Genomic DNA, 4,769 nt, shown 5'->3' with positions numbered 1-4,769 from the left:
GGGGAGAGCGTGAAGTTCATGCCATCTGCTCGAATTAGCTTGAAAATCCCCGGCCTTGTGCCGGGGATTTTCGTTTTACGGGCTCTTTAAACTCGCAGAACAGGCTACCATATTCTCTTCGAACTGCTTCGCCCGAATCCCAGACGGGCAAAGCGCGACCTGCCTTTTCAGGGGGTCGATCTCAATCATCGGTCTGCGCCTCGTCAGGGCAGGGCGATCCATGGAGGTACCATATGAATATCGAGAAATATTCGGAGCGGGTGCGCGGTTTCATCCAGTCCGCCCAGACCTATGCGCTGGCGCAGGGTCACCAGCAATTTACGCCCGAACATGTGCTGAAAGTCCTGCTCGATGACGATCAGGGTATGGCGGCATCGCTGATCGAGCGCGCCGGCGGCGATGCCAAGGCCGCCCGCCTTGCCAATGACGCAGCTCTCGCCAAGTTGCCGAAGATCTCCGGCGGCAACGGCAACATTTATCTGGCGCAGCCTCTCGCCAAGGTCCTTTCGACCGCTGAAGAAGCGGCGAAGAAGGCCGGCGACAGCTTTGTCACGGTCGAGCGCCTGCTGCAGGCGCTGGCGATCGAATCCTCGGCCTCGACCTTTTCGACACTGAAGAATTCAGGCGTGACGGCCCAGGGCCTCAACCAGGTCATCAATGACATCCGCAAGGGCCGGACGGCGGATTCTTCCAATGCCGAGCAGGGTTTCGATTCGCTGAAGAAGTTCGCACGCGATCTGACCGCCGAAGCCCGCGAGGGCAAGCTCGACCCGGTGATCGGTCGCGACGACGAAATCCGTCGCACCATCCAGGTGCTTTCGCGCCGCACCAAGAACAATCCTGTGCTGATCGGCGAACCCGGGGTCGGCAAGACGGCGATCGTCGAGGGCCTGGCGCTGCGCATCGTCAACGGCGACGTGCCGGAATCGCTCAAGGACAAGAAGCTGATGGCGCTCGACATGGGCGCGCTGATTGCCGGTGCGAAATACCGCGGCGAATTCGAGGAGCGGCTGAAGGCCGTGCTCAATGAAGTCCAAGCTGAGAACGGCGAGATCATCCTGTTCATCGATGAGATGCACACGCTGGTCGGCGCCGGCAAGGCGGATGGGGCGATGGACGCCTCCAACCTCTTGAAGCCCGCCCTTGCCCGCGGTGAGCTGCATTGCGTCGGCGCGACCACGCTTGATGAATATCGCAAACATGTCGAGAAGGATCCGGCCCTTGCCCGCCGCTTCCAGCCCGTCGTCGTCGACGAACCGACGGTCGAAGACACGATCTCGATCTTGCGTGGGCTGAAGGAAAAATACGAGCAGCATCACAAGGTGCGCATCGCCGATGCGGCGCTGGTGGCCGCGGCGACACTTTCCAACCGCTATATCACCGACCGTTTCCTGCCCGACAAGGCGATCGACCTGATGGACGAGGCGGCAGCGCGCCTGCGCATGCAGGTGGATTCCAAGCCGGAAGAGCTCGACGAGCTCGATCGCCGGATCATCCAGCTGAAGATCGAGCGCGAGGCGCTGAAGAAGGAAACCGACATTGCCTCTGCTGACCGGCTGAAGCGGCTGGAGACCGAACTCACCGGCCTCGAAGAGGAAGCCGATGCACTGACGGCTCGCTGGCAGGCGGAAAAGCAGAAGCTCGGCCTTGCCGCCGATCTGAAGAAGCAGCTCGACGATGCCCGCAATGAACTGGCGATCGCCCAGCGCAAAGGCGAATTCCAACGTGCCGGCGAGCTGACCTACGGTGTCATTCCGGATTTGGAAAAGCAGCTCGTCGACGCCGAAAAGCAGGATGGCGAACGCGGCGCGATGGTGCAGGAGGTCGTCATCCCCGACAATATTGCCCATGTCGTTTCCCGCTGGACCGGTATTCCGGTCGACAAGATGCTGGAAGGCGAACGCGACAAGCTGCTTCGGATGGAGGACGAACTGGCGAAATCGGTGATCGGCCAGGGTGATGCGGTTCAGGCCGTGTCGCGCGCCGTCCGCCGCGCGCGGGCCGGCCTGCAGGATCCGAACCGGCCGATCGGCTCGTTCATCTTCCTCGGCCCGACTGGCGTCGGCAAGACGGAGCTCACCAAGGCGCTTGCCCGCTTCCTCTTCGACGACGAAACGGCGATGGTGCGTATGGACATGTCGGAATATATGGAGAAGCACTCCGTTGCCCGGCTGATCGGTGCGCCTCCCGGCTATGTCGGTTATGACGAAGGCGGAGCGCTGACGGAAGCCGTGCGCCGCAGGCCTTATCAGGTCGTGCTGTTCGACGAGATCGAAAAGGCGCATCCCGACGTCTTCAATATATTGCTGCAGGTGCTGGACGACGGACGCCTGACGGACGGCCAGGGCCGGACGGTCGATTTCCGCAACACGATGATCATCATGACCTCGAACCTCGGCGCCGAATATCTGACGCAGCTGAAGGACGGCGACGACAGCGACACGGTTCGCGAGCAGGTGATGGAGGTTGTGCGCGGGCATTTCCGGCCGGAATTCCTGAACCGCATCGACGAGATCATCCTCTTCCATCGCCTGAAGCGCGAGGAGATGGGCGCGATCGTCGATATCCAGCTGAAGCGGCTGGTGGCCCTGCTGTCCGAGCGCAAGATCGTCATCGATCTCGACGAGGAAGCCCGCCACTGGCTGGCGAACAAGGGTTACGATCCGGTCTACGGCGCAAGGCCGCTGAAGCGGGTGATCCAGAAGTTCGTGCAAGATCCGCTGGCCGAGCAGATCCTGTCTGGCCAGGTGCCGGACGGATCGACGGTAAAAGTGACGAGCGGTTCGGACCGGCTGCAGTTCAGGACGCGTCAGACGGTGAGCGAAGCGGCGTAAACCGGTTTGCCGGATGAATGGGAAATGGCGGCTTCGGGCCGCCATTTTTCGTTTGGCGGACGAGGCGCCTCCTGGAGGGGGACGCTACTTGCTCGCTACCTGGTCTGGCGTCTGGTTGTTCAGCAGCGTATCGATGCGCTTGCGCTCGTCCTCGAATTTCGCCAGCGCCTCGCCCTGCAGCGATTTGCCGCCCGGCAGGCGGATGCGCAGCGGATCGACCTTGGTGCCGTTGACGATCAGCTCATAATGCAGGTGGGGGCCGGTGGATTCGCCCGTCGTGCCGACCCAGCCGATCACCTGGCCCTGGCGGATCTTGGCGCCGGGGACGACGCCCTTGGCGATGGCGCTCTGGTGGTTGTAGGAGGATTCATAGCCATTGGCATGGCGGACGATCGTCTGGTTGCCGTAACCGCCGGAATCCCAGCCGGCTTTTTCGACCGTGCCGTTGCCGGCGGCGATGATCGCCGTGCCGCGCGGCGCTGCCCAATCGACGCCGGTGTGCATGCGGGCAAAACCCAGGATGGGGTGGCGGCGCATGCCGAAGCCCGATTTGAAGATGCCGTTCGGCACCGGGTTGCGCAGCAGGAACTGGCGGATGCTCTTGCCGTTCTCGTCGAAATAATCGACCGTGCCGTCGTCGGGGTCCTGGAAGCGGTAGAAGCGCGTCTGCGTGTCGCCGAAACGGGCGTTGACATAGAGCAGTTCGGAATCCTCGGTCGCCTGACCGGCGCTGTCGGCGACGGAGAAGAAGGCCTCGAGACTGTCGGTCGGCCTCAGCTGCGCCTGGAAATCGACATTGCTGGCCAGCAGCTTGATGATCAGCGCCGTCATATCCTTGGTCATGCCGTAGGAAAGGGCAGCACGATAGATGCCGTCATAGACGCGCGGCAGGTTCTGGCCGGGGGGCGGTGCGAAGGAATTGTCATCGAAGGCGGTGGCGATGGCATCCAGCATCGGCGGCTCGCTGCCGGGCACATATCTGCCCTTGTCGTCGACGGCCACGGTGACGAGATGGCGCGTGCCGCGATAGACGCTGGCTCGGATGATCTTTGCCTGTTCGCCCTTCTGAATGATGCCGATGCGCAGCACGTCGCCCTTGTTGAGATCACTGGAACCCAGTTGCTGCGCGATGTAGCCGGCAATGCCATCAGCATATTGCTGCGGATAGCCTGAATCCGTCAGCGCCTTGGCGATCGGCGTGTCGACGCGCACGGGAAGGATGTCGTCGGCGAATTCTTCGGTCTGCGGCGTGATCGATTCCGATGCGGAGACCGTCATGTTCTGTTCGAGTACGCGGGCGGACAGACCGGCGGTCAGATCGACATCGGCATCCTCGTTGGAGAAACGACGCGGATCGACGTAATAAAGGGCTGCGAGCTGAGTATTGCCGTCGGTCAGCACCGAGCCGTTGGAGCGCACATTCTCTTCGACCTCCTCGAGCGACAGGCCGGATGCCATCTGCATGCCGGTCTTGCCGGTCGGGAACGGAATGGTCTTCAGGCTGACTTCGGATTCGACGTCGGAGCCGTAAAGCGCGCCGGTGCGGCTTTGCGGCGCGGGCTGCGGCTCGTCGGCGGAAAAGATCGCCAGGGGATCGAAGTCGGGATAGTCCTCCGTCGCCACATGATTGGCGGCCAGCGTCATCTTCACATGCGCGAAGGGCTGGCGGCGCACCACTTCCTTTTCGCCGTCGTGGATGACGGTTGAAACTTCCATGATGGCACGGTCAGACGGTTTTGCGGCAATGGCGGGCGCGACCAGCCGGCCGCCACGGACCACGGTCGTATCCTCATGCGCGTCCGCCGCAACGCTCGCATAGGCTTCGGCGGGGATCGCCAGTTGCTGGCGGCCATCAAGGGCGGCAAAAAGGGCGACACCCATCAGAACGGATGATGTAATGCCGGTGAGGAACGTGCCCGAGAGCCAGCGCAAGGA

At 62.4% G+C, this 4,769-nt stretch carries 2 protein-coding genes; one reads left to right on the top strand and one right to left on the bottom strand.

Features of this window, described 5'->3' with window-relative positions:
• Nucleotides 1-233: 233 nt before the first annotated feature.
• Nucleotides 234-2,834: an ATP-dependent chaperone ClpB gene (gene clpB / locus AC1D1Z_RS34210; RefSeq protein ID WP_131647653.1), complete on the top strand. Its 2,601-nt coding sequence runs from the start codon at nt 234-236 to the stop codon at nt 2,832-2,834.
• Nucleotides 2,835-2,918: 84 nt separating this feature from the next.
• Here the strand turns inward: clpB and AC1D1Z_RS34205 are convergent.
• Nucleotides 2,919-4,769: M23 family metallopeptidase (locus AC1D1Z_RS34205; protein WP_477853234.1), on the bottom strand; the 1,851-nt coding region annotated here is incomplete at its 5' end.

This window comes from Rhizobium sp. P1_E1 (assembly GCF_056406015.1).
The sequence above is the reverse complement of the archived record's forward strand: the minus strand, read 5'-3'. Positions and strand labels throughout refer to the sequence as shown.